Raw genomic sequence first — 19190 nt, 5'->3', positions numbered from 1 at the left:
CAGGAGCCGCGCATGCGTCCCGGCGAGATCATCACCGCCGACGAGCCGATCCCGCTGAACCCCGGCGGGCAGCGCGTCCGGCTCACCGTCGTCAACCGCGCCGACCGGGCCGTGCAGGTCGGCTCGCACTACCACTTCGCCGCGGTCAACCCCGGCCTGGAGTTCGACCGCGCCGCCGCGTGGGGCCACCGGCTCGACGTGCCCTCGGGCACCGCCGTGCGCTTCGAACCCGGCGTGGAGCGCGAGGTCGACCTGGTGCCGATCGGCGGGGCCCGGCTGGTGCGCGGGCTGCGCCCGGAGTTCGCCGGTGAGCTCGACCAGCGGGACCACCAGGCCCGCGACTTCGCCTACGGGCAGAAAGGTGAGGGAACCCGGTGAGCACGCCCTCCATCGACCGATCCCGCTACGTCGAGCTGTTCGGCCCCACCACCGGGGACCGCATCCGGCTCGCCGACACCGACCTGCTCATCGAGATCACCGAGGACCGCAGCCGCGGCCCGGAGGGCTCCGGTGAGGAGGCCGTGTTCGGCGGCGGCAAGGTCATCCGCGAATCGATGGGCCAGTCCGTGGCCACGCGTGCCGAGGGAACGCCCGACGTGGTGATCACCGGAGCGGTGATCCTCGACCACTGGGGCGTGGTCAAGGCCGACGTCGGCATCCGCGACGGCCGCATCGTCGGCATCGGCAAGGCAGGCAACCCCGACGTCGCCGACGGGGTGGACCCGGCGCTGGTCATCGGCCCGTCCACCGAGATCGTCGCGGGCAACGGCCGGATCCTCACCGCGGGCGGCATCGACTGCCACGTGCACTTCATCTGCCCGCAGGAAGCCGACACCGCGCTGGCCAGCGGCATCACCACGCTCATCGGCGGCGGCACCGGTCCGGCCGAGGGCAGCAAGGCCACCACCGTCACGCCCGGGGCCTGGAACCTCGCGCGGATGATGCAGTCGATGGACCACGTGCCGGTCAACGTGCTGCTGCTCGGCAAGGGCAACACCACGCGCGGCGAAGCGCTGCTGGAGCAGCTGCGCGCCGGGGCCGGTGGGCTCAAGATCCACGAGGACTGGGGCGCCACGCCCGCCGTCATCGACGCCTCGCTGCGGGCGGCCGAGGAGACCGGCGCGCAGGTCGCCATCCACACCGACACGCTCAACGAGACCGGCTTCCTGGAGTCCACGCTCGCGGCCATCAACGGCCGGTCGATCAACGCCTACCACGCCGAAGGCGCAGGTGGCGGGCACGCGCCGGACATCATCAAGGTCGCCGCGGCCGCGAACGTGCTGCCCTCCTCGACCAACCCGACCCGGCCGCACACCGTCAACACCATCGACGAGCACCTCGACATGCTCATGGTGTGCCACCACCTCAACCCGTCGGTGCCCGAGGACCTGGCCTTCGCGGAGAGCCGCATCCGGCCCTCGACGATCGCGGCCGAGGACGTGCTGCACGACCTCGGAGCCATCTCGATGATCAGCTCCGACGCCCAGGCGATGGGCCGCATCGGCGAGGTCGTGCTGCGCACCTGGCAGACCGCGCACGCCATGAAGCGGCGCAGGGGTTCCCTCGACGGCGACACCCGCGCCGACAACAACCGGGCCCAGCGCTACGTCGCGAAGTACACGATCAACCCGGCCCTGGCGCACGGCATCGCGGGCGAGGTCGGCTCCGTGGAGGTCGGCAAGCTCGCCGACCTGGTGCTGTGGGAACCGCAGTTCTTCGGCGTCCGCCCGCACTCGGTGCTCAAGGGCGGGTTCGCCGCGTGGGCGGCGATGGGTGACGCGAACGCGTCCATCCCGACCCCGCAGCCCTACGTGCTCCGGCCCAGCTTCGGCTCGGCGCCGCGCACCGCCGCCGCGAGCAGCTCGTTCTTCGTGGCGCCCGCGTCGCTGGACGACGGCCTGGCCGAGCGGCTGGAGCTGAGCTCGCGGATGACCGCGATCGAGAGCACCCGCGACGTCACCAAGGCCGACATGGTGCGCAACTCGGCGACCCCCGACATCCAGGTCGACCCCGACAGCTTCGCGGTCCGCGTCGACGGCGACCTCGTCGAGCCCGACCCGGTCCGCGAGCTGCCGATGGCGCAGCGCTACTTCCTGTTCTGATGGGAATCGCTGCGCTGGCGCTGGCCGACTCCCGGTTCCCCGGGGGCGGCCACGCGCACTCCGGCGGCGTCGAGGAAGCCGCCTCGCGGGGACTCGTCAACAGCGTTGCCGACCTGCGGGAATTCATGCGCGGCAGGCTCTTCGGCGCGGGTTCGGGGCAGGCGGTCTTCGCCGCCGCCGCGACCCACGCCGCGCTCCGCGGTGTCCACACCGGACACTGGGCGGAGCTGGACGTCGAGCTCGACGCCCGCACCCCGTCCCCGGCGCAGCGGGAGGCCTCGCGCGCGCAGGGGAAGGGGATGCTCCGCGCCGGCCGGGCCGCCTGGCCCTCGCCGACGCTCACCGAACTGGTGGCCGCGACGCCGCGACCACACCACCCGATCGTGCTGGGCGTGCTGGCGGCGACCGCCGGGTCGTCGCCCCGGGAGGCCGCGCTGACCGCCGGATACCTGGCGATCAGCGGACCCGCCTCGGCCGGGATCCGGCTGCTGGGGCTGGACCCGTTCGCGGTCAACGCGGCGCTCGTGGAGCTCTCCGCGGAGCTCGACGAGATCGCCGACGAGGCCGCCCGGCTCGCGGGCACCGCCCCGGCCGAGCTGCCCGCGCCCGGTGCCCCGGCGCTGGACCTGCTCGCCGAGGCGCACGATCGTCATCACCGGGAAGAGGTGCGTCTCTTTGCTTCCTGATCACGGCCGCGGACACGGCCACACGCATCCGGTCGGGTTCGACCCGACCGCCGCCGGACCCGATCCGCACGCGGCGACGCCGCAGCGCGGCAGGCCGTTCCGGCTGGGCATCGGCGGCCCGGTGGGCAGCGGGAAGACGGCGCTGACCGCCGCGCTGTGCCGCGCGCTCGGTCAGGAGATCGACCTGGCGGTGGTCACCAACGACATCTACACCACCGAGGACGCCGACTTCCTGCGCAAGGCGGGTGTGCTCGACGTCGACCGGATCGAGGCGGTGCAGACCGGGGCCTGCCCGCACACCGCGATCCGCGACGACATCACCGCCAACCTCGACGCCGTCGACCGGCTGACCGACCGGCACCCGGGCCTGGAGCTGGTGATCGTGGAGAGCGGCGGCGACAACCTCACCGCCGTGTTCAGCCGGGGCCTGGCCGACCGGCAGATCTTCGTCGTCGACGTCGCGGGCGGGGACAAGGTCCCCCGCAAGGGCGGTCCGGGCGTCACCACGGCGGACCTGCTGGTCATCAACAAGGTCGACCTCGCCGAGCTCGTCGGGGCCGACATGGACGTGATGGTCTCCGACGCCCACCGCATGCGCGGGAACCTCCCCGTCATCACCCAGTCCCTGACCCGCACCCCCAACGCCCCCGACGTCGCCGCGTGGGTCCGCGACCAGGTGAAGGTCGGCATCGGTGCGTGAGCTCGGCAGCGGACGGCCCTTCCTCGGATCACCCGTGATCGAAGTCCCTTCTGCCCGGGCGGTCCGGGCGAGAACCGTCCCCGGCGAAGCGCGATGAAGGCCACCGCCCTGCTGTCCGTCGAGCTCTCCGGCGACCGCGCGGTCGTCCGCGAGCTGCGCTCGCAGGCCCCGATCACGCTGGTGCCGCGCCGCACCGCCACCGCCGGTGGCCGGACCGCCGTCGTCCACCTGGTGAACTCGGCCGCGACCCCGCTCGGCGGCGACCACGTCGACCTGCGGGTGCGGGTCGGGGCCGGAGCCCGGCTCCGGCTCGCCGGGACGGCGGCGACCGTCGCCCTGCCCGGCCGCGGGAGCAGCCGTTCCACCGTGCGCATCGAGGTCGACGAGGGCGGCGCGGTCGAGTACCTCCCCGAGGCCTCGGTGATCAGCTCGCGGGCCGATCACGAGTCGGAGCTGATCGTCGAGCTGGCCGCCGGTGCGCGGGCGCGGTGCCGGGAGACCTTGGTGCTCGGGCGATACGGGGAACCTTCCGGTCACCTGGTCGCCTCGACGCACCTCACGCGGTCGGGCGTTCCCCTGCTGCGGCAGCGGCTCGACCTCGGCGACGCGCGGATGGCGGCCAGTACCGGCTACCTCGCGGGCGCGCGCGTGCTGGCCACCGAGACCGTCGCGTGGGACCGCGACCCGCTCGCCCCGGCCAGCGGTCAGTGGTGGTCGCTGGCGCCGCTGGCCGCCGGGGGAGCGCTGGCGACCGCGGTCGCCGACGACGCGGTCACGGCCGACCGCCGCCTCGCGGAGGCCCTGTCCCATCATCCGGACGCGAAGGACCTGGTCCTGCCGGTCTGGTGAGGTGGGGTGAGCGAAAGGTTCCCCTGCTCGCGTCCCAGCGCAACGGCTGTTCGGGTGACGTGAGGGCGGTGTGGGAACGATCACTGCATCGGTTGCGGAATCGATCGTGATCTATCGTCGATTCGGCTCCCGTTCCGATCCCGTTTACCGTCATAGCGAAATGGCCGGGGCGCATCGCGCGCGTCGGTCTCGTCCAACCCGTACCGTCCGGCGCTGGGGCGAAGTGCGTCCAGGCCGGAATGTCGAAGTCGAGTCGTGCCGTTCGCCGGACGAGTCAGGGAGGAAGAGGATGTCGGAGGCCAAGGTCGCGATGCCGTCCATGCGCGTGTCCTACGAAGCGGGGGCGCTGCACGAGGACTCGCTCGCCGGCACCTGGCACGAGCAGCTGCAGCTGTGGTTCGACGAGGCCCTCGCCGCGGAGCTGGTCGAACCCAACGCGATGGTGCTGGCCACCGCGGACCCGGAGGGCTTCCCGTCGTCGCGGACCGTGCTGTGCAAGGGCTTCGACGAGCGCGGCGTGGTGTTCTTCACCAACTACACCTCCAACAAGAGCCACCTGAAGTCGACTCGCGTCGCGGCGGCGACGTTCCCGTGGCTGGGCCTGCAGCGCCAGGTCAACGTGCGCGGCGAGGTCGAGAAGGTCACCCCGGCCGAGACCGCCGAGTACTGGGCCGAGCGCCCGCGCGGTTCGCAGCTGGGCGCCTGGGCGTCGCCGCAGTCGCGCGTGGTCAACGGCCGCGAGGCGCTGGAGAACTCGCTCAACGGCATCGAGCGCCGCTTCGGCGACGCCGAGAAGGTCCCGGTCCCGCCGCACTGGGGCGGCTGGCGGATCCGGCCGGACTACGTCGAGTTCTGGCAGGGCCGCCCCGACCGGCTGCACGACCGGCTGCGCTTCCGCCGCAACGACGACCGCTGGACCGTCGAGCGCCTCGCCCCCTGAGCGAAGTTCTCATGAAAACCTCCCTCCCCATCTCCACCCAGGAGATGGGGAGGTTTTCATGAAAACCGTCCCTCCCCACCACAAGTCTCGATCGGGTGTGAGAGGACGAAGTTCACATGAAAGCTTCCTCCACCACCCAGGGTCTCGACGGGACCCGAGGAGACGAGGTTTTCATGAGAACTGCGATCTCCCCGTTGGGGGTTGAGAGGTTGTGACGTGGGGTTTCGTGGGGATCCCGGTCTCCACTCCGGGGTCTGGAGGGGTTGTGGGGTGGGGGAAGTTTTCATGAAAACTTCCCCGGTCACGTTCGGGTGTTGAGGTTGTGGGGACGGGGACAGTTCTCATGAAAACTGTCCTCCCGATCTCGGGGATCGACGGGGTCTCTGGGGACGAGGTTTTCATGAAAACCGTCCCTTCCTCCGGGGATCTCGACCAGGTGTGGGTGGGGAGGTCGGTCACATCGGGTGGGGAACGAGTGGTCCATTAGCTTCGCGAAGGACTAGGCTGCTGCGTTCGTGCGGCAGAGCAGCGGAACCCTTCCCCGGCGCAGCGTCAAGTCCTTGCTCGGCAAGGTCTTCATCGACACCCGACCGCTGCAGTACCCGGCCTACCGGCGGCTGTGGCTGTCCAACATCGTCACCGCGGTCGGCGCCCAGTTCTCCGCCGTGGCCGTGCCCAAGCAGCTCTACGACATCACCGGCTCGTCGTTCTACGTCGGGCTCGCGGGCATCTTCGGCCTGGTCCCGCTGCTGGTGTTCGGCCTGTGGGGCGGGGCGATCGCGGACTCCGTCGACCGCCGCAAGCTGCTGATCATCACCAACGGCGGCCTCGCGGGAACCTCCGTGCTGCTGTGGCTGGTCGCCTACGCGGGCATCCCGTCGGTGTGGCTGGTGCTCGTGCTGTTCGCGCTCCAGCAGACCTTCTTCGCGGTCAACTCGCCGACCCGCGGCGCCGCCATCGCGCGGCTGATCCCCACCCACCTGCTGCCGTCCGCGCAGGCCCTCGGCGCCACCGTCTTCCAGCTCGGATCGATCGTCGGACCGCTGCTGGCGGGAGTCCTGCTGCCGCTGCTCGGGCTGTCCGTGCTGTACCTGGTGGACGCGATCGCGCTGTGCCTGGCGCTGGTGGCGGTGTTCCGGCTGCCCGCGCTGCCGCCGCAGGACGGCGCGCCGAAGAAGGCCGGGCTGCGCTCGGTCCTCGACGGCTTCCGCTACCTCGGCCTGCACGCGGTGCTGCTGGCCTCGTTCCTGCTGGACATCATCGCGATGGTCTTCGGCATGCCGCGCGCGCTGTTCCCGGAGATGGCCGAGCGCACCTTCGGCGACCCGCCCGGCGGCGGGGCCGCGCTCGGCTGGCTGTACGCGGCGATCCCGCTGGGGGCCTTCTTCTTCGGGCTGTTCTCCGGCTGGCTGCACCGCATCGCCCGGCACGGCGTCGGCGTGACCGCGGCCGTCGTGGCCTGGGGCGTGGCGATCATCGGCTTCGGGTTCGCCGACTCGCTGTGGCTGGCGGTGCTGTTCCTGGCGCTCGGCGGCGGAGCGGACCTGATCAGCATGGTCTACCGGAGTTCGATCCTGCAGGCCGCGGCGACCGACGAGATGCGCGGCCGCATCCAGGGCGTGTTCACCGTCGTCGTCGCGGGCGGCCCGCGGCTCGCGGACACCCTGCACGGGGTGGCCGGTGCCGCGCTGGGCACCGGTGCCGCGGTGATGATCGGGGGAGTGCTCGTGGTGGTGGCCGCAGCGCTGTCGGCGGTGTGCCTGCCCGCGTTCTGGAAGTACCGCGCCCCCACCGGAGACGGCGCGTGACCTGATCGGGACGGAGCGTCCGGATTGGGCACTCCGCCACGCCTGCGCCACCCGACGGAGTGCGTTTCGACCAGGGGCGGGCAGACAAGCCCGAAACGGACCCTGCACACTGCTCAGCTATGGCCAACGAAACGTCCGTCAACGCGCCTGGCGGTGCGCAGGAGCCCGGCCTCAAGAAGGTGATGGGCCCCAAACTGCTTCTCTTCTTCGTGGTCGGAGACATCCTCGGGACCACGATCTATTCGTTGACCGGGAAGGTCGCCGACAAGGTCGGCGGAGCGCTCTGGGTGCCGTTCCTGGTCGCGTTCGTGGTCGCGTTCCTGACCGCGTTCAGCTACCTGGAGCTGGTCGGCAAGTACCCGAGGGCCGGTGGTGCGCCGCTGTACGTGCACAAGGCGTTCGGCATCCACTTCGTGACGTTCCTGATCGCCTTCGCGGTGATGTGCTCCGGCATCACCTCGGCCTCGTCGGCCGCGCAGGCGTTCAGCGGTGACTACCTGAGCGGCATCTTCGGCGAGGGCGTCGAGCCCTACTCGTGGATGGTCGCGCTCGGCTTCCTGCTGCTGCTCGCCGCGATCAACTTCCGCGGTGTCGGCGAGTCGGTGAAGATGAACGTGGTCCTGACCTGCGTGGAGCTGTCCGGTCTGGCGATCGTGATCGTGTTCGGCCTGATCGCCATCTTCGGCGGCAGCCACAGCGCCGACATCACCCCGGACCCGAGCAGGCTGACGCAGTTCGACTCCGGCAGCTCGCCGCTGCTGGCCGTCACGTCGGCGACCGCGCTCGCGTTCTTCGCGATGGTCGGCTCGAGGACTCGGTGAACATGGCCGAGGAGACCAAGGACCCGGCGAAGAACTTTCCGCGCGCGCTGCTCCTGGGAATGATCATCACCGCGACGATCTACCTGATCATCGCGCTGATCACCTCGACGCTGGTGCCCACCGAGGAGCTCGCCGAGTCCGACGGACCGCTGCTGCTGGTGGTCAAGGCCGCCGCCCCGTGGTTCCCGCCGGTCCTGTTCTCGCTGATCGCGCTGTTCGCGGTCACCAACACCGCGCTGATCAACATGCTGATGGCCAGCCGGCTCGTCTACGGCATGGCCAACGAGGGCGTCGTCCCGGGCGCGTTCGGCAAGGTCCACAAGGGCCGTCGCACGCCGTGGGTGTCGATCCTGTTCACCAGCATCATCGCCATGATCCTGGTGAGCTCGCTGGAGATCTCGGACCTCGGCAGCACCACCTCGCTGCTGCTGCTCGTGGTCTTCGCCGTGGTCAACGTGGCGGTGCTGGTGCTGCGCAAGGACGAGGTCGAGCACGAGCACTTCAAGGCCCCCACCTGGGTTCCCGTGCTGGGCGCGCTGACCTGCGTGTTCTTCGCCAGCCCGCTGTCCGGGCGGCCGGCCACCGAGTACATCATCGCCGGCATCCTGCTGGGCATCGGCGTGATCTTCTGGCTGATCAACTACTTCATCAAGGGCAAGACGGACTTCGACGCCGAGGCGCTGAGCAAGTAGTCCCCTTCGACGATCGGGAGGCGGTTCCCGGTGCCGTTCGCGGTGCCAGGAGCCGCCTCCTGGTCGTAGAGTGGCGGCGTGCATGATCCTCTTCCCGCCACCGGCAGGCAGTTCGAGATCGCCTCGGGGACCGCGAAGGCGGTCATCACCGAATTCGGCGCTGCGCTGCGCTCCTACACCGTCGACGGCGTGCCGTTCACCGAGACCTTCGACGCCGACCGCCTCCCGCCGTCCGCGGCGGGCGCGGTGCTGGTGCCGTGGCCGAACCGGGTCGCCGACGGCCGCTGGGCGCTCGACGGCGAACCGCAGCAGCTCGCGCTGACCGAGCCCGACCGGCACAACGCCATCCACGGCCTGCTGCGGCACGAGCCGTGGTCGATCGTCGAGCACACCGACTCCGCCGTCGTGCTGCAGGCGACCGTCTCACCGCGTCCGGGCTGGCCGGTACCGCTGCTGACGTCCATCGGCTACGCGCTCGACGGCGACGGGCTCACCGTGACCCACACCGTCGAGAACCTGGGCGGGCGCGCGGTCCCCTTCGGCGTCGGGGTGCACCCGTACCCGCGCGCGGGTGCCGTCGAGACCGACGAGTGCACGCTGCGCCTGGCGGCCTCGACCGTGCTGCCCGTCGACGCCGACCGGCTGCTGCCGGTCCGCCCGCCCCGGGCGCTGGAGGGCGACGAGGTCGACTTCCGCACCGGCCGCCGCCTCGCCGGTGTCTGGCTCGACACCGCCTTCGGGGGCGCCGCCCCGGCCCCCGACGACCCGGCGGGACTGGTCCGGCACTCGCTGACCGGCCCGGACGGCCGCGGCGTCCAGCTCTGGGCGGACCCGGTGTTCAAGTGGGTCCAGGTCTACACGGCCGAGGACTTCCCGGAGCGCGGCCGGGCGATCGCCATCGAACCGATGACCTGCCCGCCGGACGCCCTCAACTCCGGCACCGACCTCATCACCCTGAACCCGGGCGAAGCCTGGACAGCCCACTGGGGCCTATCGCCTCTCTGACCTGCGTTTCCGTCGGGGTTGTCCGATTTCAATGGAAATCAGGGATCAGACTTCCATTGAAATCGGGTCACCCGCACCGGTTCATCCAGCCAGGTGGCGGCCGATGACCATGCGTTGGATCTGGTTGGTGCCCTCGAAGATCTGCAGGACCTTGGCCTCGCGCATGTAGCGCTCGGCGGGGAAGTCGCGGGTGTAGCCGGCGCCGCCGAGGACCTGCACCGCGTCGGTGGTGACCTTCATCGCCGCGTCGGTGGCCACGAGCTTGGCCACCGACGCCTGCTCGCCGAAGGGGAGTCCCGCGTCGCGGCGGCGGGCCGCGTCGAGGTACGTCGCGCGGGCGGAGTGGATGGCCGCGGCCATGTCGGCCAGCATGAACTCGATCCCCTGGAACCGGATGATCGGCTGCCCGAACTGCGTGCGCTGCTTGGCGTAGTCCACCGCCAGGTCCAGCGCGGCCTGGGCGAGCCCGACGGCGCAGGCCGCGATGCCCAGGCGACCGGAGTCCAGCGAGCACAGCGCGATCTTGAGCCCGTCGCCCTCCTCGCCGAGCAACCGGTCGGCCGGGATGTGGGCGTCCTCGAAGTACAGCGGTGTCGTGGGTGACCCGGTGAGTCCCATCTTGTGCTCGGGCGGGCCCGCCGTCAGGCCCGAGGTGGTCGAGTCGACCAGCAGGCAGCTGATGCGGTGCGGGCCGTCGCCGGTGCGGGCCATGAGCGTGTAGAAGTCCGCTTCGCTGCCGTGGGTGATCCACGCCTTCTGCCCGTTGACGACGTAGTCGTCACAGCTGCGCTCGGCGCGGGTGCTCAGCGCGGCGGCGTCGGAGCCGGCGTGCGGCTCGGACAGCGCGTAGGCGCCCAGCAGCGAGCCGCCGATCATCTCCGGGAGCCACCGCTCGCGCTGCTCAGCTGTGCCGAAGCGGGACAGCGGGTAGCAGCTCATGGTGTGCACCGACAGGCTCACGCCGACCGTCATCCAGGCGCTGCTGATCTCCTCCAGCACCTGCAGGTACACCTCGTAGGGCTGCGCGCCGCCACCGTGCTCCTCCGGGTAGGGCAGGCCCAGCAGCCCGGCCTCGCCGAGCAGGCGGAACGCGTCGCGCGGGAACTTCCCGGCGGCCTCGTCCTCGGCGGCGCGGCCGGCGAGTTCCTCGCGGGCGATCTCGCGGGTCAACGCGAGCAGGTCTGCGGCTTCCTCGGTCGGAAGAAGACGGTCAACGGTCATGGCGCGCTCCCGCGGTCCAGTGTGCGTAGCCGGTGTGCGTACTGCAACCAGTACTGTAGGCGGTACTGCAGTACCGTGGAAAGGTCTGCTCGGATGCCTAGAGTTCCTGTGGCAGGCTTTCGCTGATGAGCACCTCCCGAGCCGAGCGGACGCTGAACCCGAGACGAGCCGACCTGCTGGACCGGCTCCGCGATCTGTTCCTGGCCGAGGGGTTCGCCCACTTCACCCTCGACGACCTGGCGGGCAGGCTCCGCTGCTCGAAGTCGACGCTCTACACGCTGGCCGGCAGCAAGGACCAGCTCGCGGTTCGCGTCGTCGCGCACTACTTCAAGAACGCCACCGAGGACATCGAGCGCCGCACCGGCGCCGCCGAGGACGCCCGCGAGAAGGTGCGCGCCTACCTCGACGCGGCCGCCGAGGCGCTGCGCCCCGCGTCGCGGGAGTTCATCAACGACATGGCCGCCAACCTCGCGACCCGCGCCACCTACGAGGCCAACGCACACGCCGCGGGAGACCGCCTCCGCGGGTTCATCTCCGAGGGCGTGCGGCAAGGTGTGTTCCGCGAAGTCCACGCGGGCTTCGTCGGTGAGATGGTCGGCCGGACCATCGCCGGCATCCAGCGCGGCGAGATCGGCGAGCGCACGGGGTTGTCCGACGCCGCCGCGTTCGCCGCGCTGTCGCAGTTCCTGCTGGGCGGGCTGGCCCAGGACGAGAAGCCCGAAGCGGCCCAGCTCGAAGTGGACCCATTAGAAGTGGACACAGTGGAGGAAAAGTGATCGTCATCGGCGGAGAGGCCCTCGTCGACCTCGTGCCGGATCCGTCCACCCCGGACGGTGAGCTCGGCCCGCTGCACCCGTTGCTCGGCGGCGGCCCGTACAACGTGGCCATCGCGCTGGGCAGGCTCGGTGCGCCCGTCGCGTTCTACGCGAAGCTGTCCACCGACCAGTTCGGCGACCGGATGCTGCAGCGGCTCACCGAGTCCGAAGTGGACACGTCGCTGGTGCAGCGCGGCCCGGAGCCCACGACGCTGGCCGTCGTCGGGCTGGAACCCAACGGTTCGGCCCGCTACAGCTTCCACACCGAGGGCACCGCCGCGCGGTTCGTCGCCGACCAGCCGCTGCCGGCCGAGACCACCGCGTTGTGCCTGGGCACGCTGGGCATGGTGCTCGAACCCGGCGCCACCACCTACGAGAAGGCGCTGTTCCGCGAGGCCGAGCGGGGCGTGTTCATCGCGCTGGACCCCAACGTCCGCGCCGACCTCATCGCCGACCCGGACGCCTACCGCGCGCGATTCGCCTCCTGGTTGCCCTCGGTCGGGCTGCTCAAGGTCTCCGACGACGACGCCGAATGGCTCGCTCCCGGCCGCGACGTGCTCGACGCGGCCCGCGAGTGGCAGTCGCGAGGACCCGCCGCAGTGGTGGTGACCAGGGGTGCTGACGGGATCACCGCGGTCACCTCCGAGGGCGAGATCACGGTGCCCGGCCGCCGCGTCGAGGTCGCCGACACCATCGGCGCGGGCGACACCGTGCAGGCCGCGCTGCTGGCCTGGCTGGACCGCAACGGCGCGCTGTCGCCGGAGAAGGTCCGCGCGCTCGACGCCGAGCAGTGGGAGCGGGCGCTGGCGTTCGCCGCGTCCGCCGCGGCGATCACCGTCTCGCGCGCGGGGGCCGAACCGCCGTGGTCCTCGGAGCTCGATGCGTGATCGAAATCCATCCGGGGGGTGGCGAACACGCCCTGTGAGCTCACGCGCCTGACTGCGGAAGGTGGAGTCCGGATTAGACCGATCGGATTTCACGCGTGGTCACGATGGTGGCGTCAAACGGTGGCGGAGCGTCGACAAAGGCGCTCCGGCTACCGGTAAGTGTGATGTGATCGTGGTCCCACCTGCAAAAAAGAGGAAACGCGATTGCTGCGCGGGGACCCTCCGGCGGTCTAGCGTGACTACTGACAGGACCCCAACGGGGTGGTGCTGCGACGGTTCGGACACCCCGACCGGAGCGCGGGCGACACGGAGCCCTGCCGCTTGGCTGGGCAATCGCGGTCGTCACCACGCACCCCTTGACGAGCGCGAGAGGTTCCCGAATGCCCGACGACGTGACCGCCAAACGTACCGTCGCGCTGCGCTATGACGCCGGCGAGCACGAAATGCAGGTGACGCAACCGACCGAGGGTGCGCCTGGCGTCGATCTCGGCAAGTTGCTGTCTCAGACCGGTTTGGTGACGTTGGATCCGGGCTTCGTCAACACGGCAGCCTGCCTTTCCGACATCACCTACATCGACGGCGACGCCGGCATCCTCCGGTACCGCGGCTACCCCATCGAGGAGCTCGCCGCGAAGTCGAACTTCATCGAGGTCAGCTACCTGCTCATCTACGGTGAGCTGCCGACCCAGCAGGAGTACGACGCGTTCTCCGAGCGCATCAAGCGGCACACGCTGCTGCACGAAGACCTCAAGCAGTTCTTCGACGGCTTCCCCCGCGACGCGCACCCGATGCCGGTGCTGTCGTCCGCGGTCTCCGCGCTGTCGACCTTCTACCAGGACGCGCTCGACCCGTTCGACAAGGACCAGGTCGAGCTATCCACGGTCCGCCTGCTGGCGAAGCTGCCCACGATCGCGGCCTACGCCTACAAGAAGTCGGTCGGCCAGCCGTTCCTGTACCCGGACAACTCGCTGGGCCTGGTGGAGAACTTCCTCCGGATGACCTTCGGCTTCCCCGCCGAGCCCTACGAGGTCGACCCGACCCTGGCCCGCGCGCTGGACCTGCTGTTCATCCTGCACGCCGACCACGAGCAGAACTGCTCGACCTCGACGGTGCGGATGGTCGGCTCGTCCGAGGCCAACATGTTCGCCAGCGTCTCGGCCGGCATCAACGCCCTGTTCGGCCCGCTGCACGGCGGCGCCAACAGCGCGGTGCTGGAGATGCTGGAGGGCATCCAGGCCAACGGCGGCGACGTCGACGCGTTCGTCGAGCGGGTGAAGAACAAGGAGCCCGGCGTCCGCCTGATGGGCTTCGGTCACCGGGTCTACAAGAACTACGACCCGCGCGCCGCGATCATCAAGAAGACCGCCGACGAGGTGCTGTCCAAGCTGGGCGCCAACGACCCGCTGCTGGACATCGCCCTGCGGCTGGAGGAGAAGGCGCTGGCCGACGACTACTTCGTCTCGCGCAAGCTCTACCCGAACGTGGACTTCTACACCGGCCTGATCTACAAGGCGATGGGCTTCCCGACGAAGTACTTCACGGTGCTGTTCGCGCTCGGCCGCCTGCCCGGTTGGATCGCGCACTGGCGCGAGATGATCGAGGACCCGGCCCGCAAGATCAGCCGTCCGCGCCAGGTCTACACCGGCTCCGGCGAGCGCTCGTACAAGCCGATGGACCAGCGCTGATCTGAATCGTTACCTGAATCAAGTCGGGGACCGCGTTCCTCCGACCACGCATTGGGCCCCGGAGAGCCCGGCCACCAGGCCGGCCCCGGGGCCTTTCTGCGTCCCGCCCCTGGGCACGGCGCGGCCGGGCGACGGATTACGGCCGTGTTCGGCTACCGGATTACGGCCGTGTTCGTGAAACCGGGTCCGCAGCTGGGCGCCCGGTGACGGATTGCGGCCGTCTTCGGGTGCCGGAATACGGCCGCAATCCTGAAAACCTCGTCGGGTCAGGGGTCGATTCCGCCCAGGGCGCGGGTGACGAGGTCGTGGACCCGGGGGAGGGCCGCGGCGCGTTCGGCGGGGTCGAGGCCGAGGCGGGAGCGGCGGTCGAGGACGTCGTCGGCGTCGAGGGCACCTTCGTGGCGCACCGCCCAGAGGACTTCGGCGGCGGTGAGGTGAAGGCCCTCCGCCACCGGTTCGCCGAGGTCGGGATCGAGTTCGGACAGCGCCGCGACGCGGGCGGCCTCGGTGCCGTACTTGGCGACGAGCGCGGCGGGGGCCTCGACGTCGGTGAGGTGCCGTCGAGGGGCCGCTCCGACCAGCGGGATCTCGGTGGTGCGGGAGGGGCCCGCCGACAGGCCGCGGGTGCTCACGGCGGCGTCGACCGCGTCGGCCGCCATCTTCCGGTAGGTGGTGAGCTTGCCGCCGACGACCGTGATGATCCCTTCCTCCGAGGTGAGCACCGCGTGGTGGCGGGACAGGTCCGCCGAGTCCTTGCCGTCCTGCTGCAGCAGCGGCCGGAGACCGGCGAACGAGCCGAGGACGTGCTCGCGGGTCAGCGGTGCGCCGAGCACGTCGCGGATGCCGGCCAGCAGGAAGTCCACATCGGACTCCGGAACCTCCGGCACGCTCGGGATCGGGCCGGGTGCGGGTTCGTCGGTCAGTCCGAGCAGGGCGCGGCCGTCGGGCAGCGGGATGAGCAGCAGGAACCGTCCCGTCGCGCCCGCCATCGGCGCCACCACGGCGGTTCCCGCCACACCGGCCGCGTCGGCGTCGACGACCAGGTGCGATCCGCGCGACGGGCTCAGCTTCACCTCCGGCGCCAGGTCCCCGGCCCACACCCCGGCCGCGTTGACCACCGACCGGGCGCGGATCCGCAGCGATTCCCCGCTGCGCGCGTCCACCACGTCGGCGCCGCCGCCGTCGAGGGACTCCACCGCGCAGCGGGTGAGGACGCGCGCGCCGAAACCGGCCGCGGTGCGCGCCAGCGCGACCACCAGCCGCGCGTCGTCCACCAGCTGGCCGTCGAAGCTCAGCAAGCCGCCGCGCAGCCCGGCCCGGCGCAGGCCCGGGACCAGCGCGAGCGCTTCGGCCGAGGGGATCCGCTTGGGCGGCGGCAGCACGTCGGAGGGCGTCCGCGCCACGCGCCGCAGCGCGTCACCGGCGCGCAGCCCGGCGTGGAGGAAGGCCTCCTTTCGCCGCGGGACGCCCTCGTGCAGCGGGATGATCTGGGGCAGCGCGCGCACCAGGTGCGGGGCCGTCCGGGTCATCAGCACGTTGCGCTCCACCGCGCTCTCCCGGGCCAGGGCGACGTCGCCGTGCGCGAGGTAGCGCAGGCCGCCGTGCACGAGCTTGCTGGAGAAGCGAGAAGTTCCCCACGCGAGGTCCTCGGCCTCGACGAGCGCGACGGTCAGTCCCCTCGCGGCCGCGTCGAGGGCGACCCCGGTGCCGGTGACGCCTCCGCCGACGACGAGAAGGTCGACTTCCTGCTCCGCGGCCGCGTGCAGGTCGTCCTTCAGCCGGGCGGAGTTCAGGGAGGTGGCGCGCAGCGACCCGGCGGGAAGCGGTGTGGTGGTCATGCGGGGCTCCTTGGCTGGAGGGCGCCTTCGGGTCGAAGCGCGCCGTCGAGGAGGAGGGCGAGTTCGTCGGTGAGGGCGTCGAGGTCGAGGTCCTGGCTCGCCGGCCCGGCCGAGATGACGAACGACTGGGTCAGAAGCAGCAGCGAACGGGCCTGCACCGCGACGTCGCCGGGCCGGATCGACCCGTCGGCGTGCCCGGCTTTCAGGAACTCGCGGAGGAACCCGTCGGCGGCGATCTGCGTGCTGCCCAGCCGTTCCACCAGGTAGGGCAGCAGGAGTTCGGCGTCGGTGTCGAGGACCCGTTGCAGCAGCGGGGCTTCGTGCAGCAGCCTGATGCCGCGCACCATGCCGTTGACCAGCCGGGTCCGCGCGTCACCGGTGCCCGCGGCTCGGTGGGCCTTCTCCAGGACTTCGCCGAACTCGACCGTGACGAGGGTGGTCACCATGCTGCCGACGTCGGGGAAGCGCCGGTAGAGCGTCATCCGGCTGACCCCGGCGGTGCGGGCGACCTCGGTGAGCGTGGTGCGCCGGACGCCGTTGGCGAGCACGCACTCGCGGGCCGCGCGGAGCAGGTCGGCGTCGTCGACGCGGTTGGCCGCCTGGCGCCTCCCGGTGCCGGTGGAGCGCACCTCGACCCGATCGATGCTGTGACAATCCGACTCCATGTGTCACACTCTAGCCGTGAACGGCCAGATCGAACACACCCTCCGCGGCAGCTGGACCTCATCGGGGGCCGCCGCCGCGCACCTGTCCCCGGCCGCGATGCGCTGGCTGCGCCACCGCATCGGGCTCGCCGAGACGACCACCCCGGCGGTGCCGTCGTCCCTGCTCGACGTACCCGCGAGCGCCCTCGGCGACACCCCGCGCGCCGAGCTGGAGACGCTGCTGGGCGAGCGGCACGTGCTCACCGACGCCGCCGCGCGCATGGGCCGGGCCGGCGGGATGTCCTACAGCGACCTGATGCGCCGCCGCGACGGCGCGGAGCTCGCCGTGCCCGACGCGGTGCTGCTGCCCGCCGAACCGGAGCTGGTGCAGGGCGTGCTGGAGGTCTGCGCCCGCCACGACATCGCGGTCGTGCCCTTCGGCGGGGGGACGTCCGTGGTGGGCGGCGTCGACGCGCTGCGCGGCGGCAAGCGCGCCGTCGTCGCCCTCGACCTCGTGCGGCTGGACCGGCTGGTCTCCCTCGACCCCGACTCGCGGATCGCCGTGCTGCAGGCCGGGATGCGCGCCACCGAGGCCGAATCGCTGTTGGCCGCGCACGGTTTCACGCTCGGGCACTTCCCGCAGTCCTTCGAGCGCGCCACCATCGGCGGGTTCGCCGCGACCCGCTCGGCCGGCCAGGCGTCCTCGGGTTACGGGCGGTTCGAGGACATGGTCGAGGGCGTGCGCCTGGCGACCCCGGCCGGTGAGTGGAAGCTCGGCGTCGCACCGGCCTCGGCGGCGGGACCCGATCTGCGGCAGCTGGCCATCGGCAGCGAGGGGACCCTCGGCGTCATCACCGAGGTCGCCGTGCGCGTGCGGCCGGCACCCCGCCGGACCCGCTACGAAGCGCTCGTCGTCGACGGCTGGCAGGCCGGTAGCGACGCGGTGCGCGCGCTCGCGCAGGACCGGGTGGCGGCCGACGTGACCAGGCTGTCGGACCCGGACGAGACCGAGGTGCAGCTCGCGCTGTCGGGTCAGCTCAAGGCACGTGCGCTCGGGAACTTCCTGCGCGCCAAGGGCGTTCGCAACCCGTGCCTGCTGGTGCTGGGCTGGGACGCCGGTTCCCGCACCGAGCTCAAGCAGCGCCGGGCGGCCGCGCGCCGCGCCCTGCGGGACGTGCGGACGGTGCGGCTGGGCCGCGCGGTCGGTGAGTCCTGGCGGTCGCACCGGTTCGCCGGGCCCCGGCAGCGCGACGCCCTGCTCGACCGGGGCGTGTGCGTGGAGACGCTGGAGACCGCCACCACCTGGAGCGGGCTCAGCGAGCTGCGCTCGGCCGTGCGCACGGCGCTGCTGCGCAACCTCAACTCCGGCAGCAGGCCGCCGATCGTGATGTGCCACGTCTCGCACGCCTACGAGACCGGCGCCTCGCTGTACTTCACGGTGCTCGCGCCGCGCGACTCCGAGCACGCGCTCGGCCAGTGGCAGCGCGCGAAGGAAGCCGCCTGCGACGCCATCGCCGGGCGCGGCACCATCAGCCACCACCACGCCGTCGGCGTCGACCACCGGCCGTGGCTGAGCGCGGAGATCGGCGACCTCGGCGTCTCTGTGCTGGCGGCGGCCAAGCGGGCGGTCGACCCGACCGGCATCCTCAACCCGGGCAAGCTGATCCGCGACTGAGGGCTGTCGGTCGCGGCTCCGCCCGAGGTCTCAGCAGCGACCGGCCGAGATCGCCGCGTACCGGTAGCCGAGACCCCGGTAGAGCCGCAGGGCGGGTTCGTTGTCCGGGTCGACCATGAGCACGACGTCGCCGAGCCGGGCGAGTTCGCGGGTGATGAAGGTGCACACGCGGGTCGAGAGCCCCTCGCCGCGGTGGTCGGGGCGGGTGGCGACCCCGGAGATGTAGCGCAGGCCGGGCGCGGGCCAGGAGTCGCCGGCGACCGAGATCGGCGCGCCGTCGGCGCCGCGGATCCCCGCCCACCGCACCGCGCCCGGGTCGTCGGGGAACAGGTACGAGCCGGGGTTGGCCTCGCGCAGCAGCGCGTCGATCGCGGGAACGTCGGCGTCGGTCAACCACTCGACACCCGGGACGGGCCGCTGCGGCGGAGGGGCGGCGAGGTGCATCCAGCCGAAGGTCGCCAGCACCTCGGTCCCGAGCCGTTCGGCGACCTGCGCGGCCAGCGGGGCTCCCGCCAGCAACCGGACCTTCTCACCGGACACCGTCGGCAGGACCTCGCGCAGCAGCGCGACCACGTCGTCGACCTCACCGGCGTGCACGAGCCGATCGGACCTGTTCAGCCGGGGCGCGAACACCGCCACCGCGCTCCCGCGCCGCCAAGCCCTCCCGCGCTCGTGCGGATACCCGGGCTCCAGCGCTTGAGCGGCCCACCGCAGCATCAGATCCGGTGACACCGCGGCCACCTCCGCCGCGCTCCCCAACACCTCCACGACGGCGAGCGTAGTGCCGCCGGGTGCGACAGCTCCGCGGCGACCGTGGTCACC

16 protein-coding genes and 1 pseudogene are annotated in these 19190 nt (G+C 71.6%); 13 read left to right on the top strand and 4 right to left on the bottom strand.

All coding sequences use genetic code 11. The features are described 5' to 3' along the window. Nucleotides 1-12: 12 nt before the first annotated feature. From REH65_RS15160 to REH65_RS15120, 9 genes and pseudogenes are all read left to right on the top strand, one after another. Nucleotides 13-378, top strand: coding sequence for an urease subunit beta (locus REH65_RS15160; RefSeq protein ID WP_406692912.1), 366 nt, complete (start codon nucleotides 13-15; stop codon nucleotides 376-378). Continuing rightward, nucleotides 375-2102: an urease subunit alpha gene (locus REH65_RS15155; protein ID WP_281457903.1), complete on the top strand. Its 1728-nt coding sequence runs from the start codon at nucleotides 375-377 to the stop codon at nucleotides 2100-2102. Before REH65_RS15160 ends, REH65_RS15155 begins: the two co-directional genes overlap by 4 nt. Beyond that, a complete protein-coding gene (locus REH65_RS15150; protein ID WP_406692911.1) occupies nucleotides 2102-2788 on the top strand; it encodes an urease accessory protein UreF in 687 nt (228 codons plus the stop codon). Before REH65_RS15155 ends, REH65_RS15150 begins: the two co-directional genes overlap by 1 nt. After that, the gene (ureG, locus tag REH65_RS15145; RefSeq protein WP_281457901.1) at nucleotides 2778-3488 is read left to right on the top strand and encodes an urease accessory protein UreG; all 711 of its coding nucleotides are present in this window, start codon (nucleotides 2778-2780) and stop codon (nucleotides 3486-3488) included. Before REH65_RS15150 ends, ureG begins: the two co-directional genes overlap by 11 nt. A 93-nt stretch (nucleotides 3489-3581) precedes the next feature. Continuing rightward, nucleotides 3582-4337, top strand: coding sequence for an urease accessory protein UreD (locus REH65_RS15140; RefSeq protein ID WP_406692910.1), 756 nt, complete (start codon nucleotides 3582-3584; stop codon nucleotides 4335-4337). Nucleotides 4338-4626: 289 nt separating this feature from the next. Beyond that, nucleotides 4627-5277, top strand: a complete 651-nt coding sequence (gene pdxH / locus REH65_RS15135) for a pyridoxamine 5'-phosphate oxidase (RefSeq protein ID WP_406692909.1) — start codon at nucleotides 4627-4629, stop codon at nucleotides 5275-5277. A 515-nt stretch (nucleotides 5278-5792) separates the two neighbouring features. Next, entirely contained in the window at nucleotides 5793-7085 is a 1293-nt protein-coding gene (locus tag REH65_RS15130) for an MFS transporter (protein WP_281457898.1), read from the top strand. Between the two features lie 119 nt (nucleotides 7086-7204). Further along, a pseudogene (locus tag REH65_RS15125) lies at nucleotides 7205-8598 on the top strand (APC family permease). A 78-nt stretch (nucleotides 8599-8676) separates the two neighbouring features. After that, nucleotides 8677-9603, top strand: a complete 927-nt coding sequence (locus tag REH65_RS15120) for an aldose 1-epimerase family protein (protein ID WP_406692908.1) — start codon at nucleotides 8677-8679, stop codon at nucleotides 9601-9603. Between the two features lie 81 nt (nucleotides 9604-9684). On the opposite strand, the gene REH65_RS15115 is transcribed toward REH65_RS15120, so the two are convergent. Beyond that, nucleotides 9685-10824 (bottom strand): acyl-CoA dehydrogenase family protein, encoded by a 1140-nt coding sequence (locus REH65_RS15115; protein WP_406692907.1) that lies wholly within the window; start codon nucleotides 10822-10824, stop codon nucleotides 9685-9687. 125 nt (nucleotides 10825-10949) lie between these two features. Between REH65_RS15115 and REH65_RS15110 the strand changes: the two genes are divergently transcribed. The 3 genes from REH65_RS15110 (at nucleotide 10950) to REH65_RS15100 (ending at nucleotide 14211) form a co-directional block, all read left to right on the top strand. Beyond that, nucleotides 10950-11600, top strand: coding sequence for a TetR/AcrR family transcriptional regulator (locus REH65_RS15110; protein ID WP_406692906.1), 651 nt, complete (start codon nucleotides 10950-10952; stop codon nucleotides 11598-11600). Continuing rightward, nucleotides 11597-12526, top strand: a complete 930-nt coding sequence (locus REH65_RS15105) for a carbohydrate kinase family protein (protein ID WP_406692905.1) — start codon at nucleotides 11597-11599, stop codon at nucleotides 12524-12526. Before REH65_RS15110 ends, REH65_RS15105 begins: the two co-directional genes overlap by 4 nt. Before the next feature lie 380 nt (nucleotides 12527-12906). Continuing rightward, on the top strand, nucleotides 12907-14211 hold the full coding sequence (locus REH65_RS15100; RefSeq protein WP_281457892.1) for a citrate synthase: 1305 nt from the start codon (nucleotides 12907-12909) through the stop codon (nucleotides 14209-14211). A gap of 266 nt (nucleotides 14212-14477) precedes the next feature. Here REH65_RS15100 and REH65_RS15095 read toward each other — a convergent pair whose 3' ends face one another. Together REH65_RS15095 and REH65_RS15090 are read right to left on the bottom strand one after the other, a co-directional pair. After that, nucleotides 14478-16049: a glycerol-3-phosphate dehydrogenase/oxidase gene (locus tag REH65_RS15095; RefSeq protein ID WP_406692904.1), complete on the bottom strand. Its 1572-nt coding sequence runs from the start codon at nucleotides 16047-16049 to the stop codon at nucleotides 14478-14480. After that, nucleotides 16046-16714, bottom strand: a complete 669-nt coding sequence (locus REH65_RS15090; protein WP_406692903.1) for a TetR/AcrR family transcriptional regulator — start codon at nucleotides 16712-16714, stop codon at nucleotides 16046-16048. The genes REH65_RS15095 and REH65_RS15090 overlap by 4 nt, the downstream gene beginning before the upstream one ends. 16 nt (nucleotides 16715-16730) lie before the next feature. Here REH65_RS15090 and REH65_RS15085 point away from each other — a divergent pair, with 16 nt between their 5' ends. Beyond that, the gene (locus tag REH65_RS15085; RefSeq protein WP_406692902.1) at nucleotides 16731-18368 is read left to right on the top strand and encodes an FAD-binding oxidoreductase; all 1638 of its coding nucleotides are present in this window, start codon (nucleotides 16731-16733) and stop codon (nucleotides 18366-18368) included. 30 nt (nucleotides 18369-18398) lie between these two features. Here REH65_RS15085 and REH65_RS15080 read toward each other — a convergent pair whose 3' ends face one another. Next, nucleotides 18399-19136 carry a GNAT family N-acetyltransferase gene (locus REH65_RS15080; RefSeq protein ID WP_406692901.1) on the bottom strand — a complete coding sequence of 246 codons (738 nt, stop codon included), beginning with the start codon at nucleotides 19134-19136 and terminating at the stop codon, nucleotides 18399-18401. Nucleotides 19137-19190: the final 54 nt, after the last annotated feature.

This window comes from Saccharopolyspora sp. ID03-671 (genome assembly GCF_045278815.1).
GTDB lineage: Bacteria > Actinomycetota > Actinomycetes > Mycobacteriales > Pseudonocardiaceae > Saccharopolyspora > Saccharopolyspora ipomoeae.
This window is presented reverse-complemented; position numbering and strand designations above follow the sequence as displayed.